This is a genomic window from Citrobacter sp. S55_ASV_140, assembly GCF_018919505.1.
Classification (GTDB): Bacteria; Pseudomonadota; Gammaproteobacteria; order Enterobacterales; family Enterobacteriaceae; genus Citrobacter; species Citrobacter werkmanii.
Map to the genome: position 1 here is coordinate 1 of NZ_JAHLQZ010000427.1, position 579 is coordinate 579.

The following is a 579-nucleotide window of genomic DNA, read 5'->3' on the forward strand; positions in this document are numbered from 1 at the left end:
GATAGTGTGACGAATCACACTGGGTTTCCCCATTCGGAAATCGCCGGTTATAACGGTTCATATCACCTTACCGGCGCTTATCGCAGATTAGCACGTCCTTCATCGCCTCTGACTGCCAGGGCATCCACCGTGTACGCTTAGTCGCTTAACCTCACAACCCGAAGATGTTTCACTTCTGATTGCGAAAATTTGAGAGACTCGAACACACCGCTTTTCATTTCTTGTTTACGGAGAAATGAAACAGTGTGTCGTTTCAATTTTCAGCTTGATCCAGATTTTTAAAGAGCAAATATCTCAAACATCACCCGAAGATGAGTTTTGAGATATCAGGGTACGCGTCTTTCACTCACGAACCAGCAAGTGGCGTCCCCTAGGGGATTCGAACCCCTGTTACCGCCGTGAAAGGGCGGTGTCCTGGGCCTCTAGACGAAGGGGACACTGAAGTCTCAATCGCAAGACGCCTTGCTATTCACTTTTCATCAGACAATCTGTGTGAGCACTGCAAAGGTCGGTTCTTTAAGGTAAGGAGGTGATCCAACCGCAGGTTCCCCTACGGTTACCTTGTTACGACTTCACCCC

The 579-nt window shown here is 48.5% G+C and carries 1 tRNA gene and 2 rRNA genes; all 3 read right to left on the bottom strand.

The features are described from left to right. Positions 1 to 151, bottom strand: a 23S ribosomal RNA gene (locus KQJ18_RS24340); the annotation flags it as partial. 210 nt (positions 152 to 361) lie between these two features. After that, a tRNA-Glu gene (locus KQJ18_RS24345) sits at positions 362 to 437 on the bottom strand. 85 nt (positions 438 to 522) lie between these two features. Beyond that, positions 523 to 579 (bottom strand): 16S ribosomal RNA (locus tag KQJ18_RS24350); the annotation flags it as partial.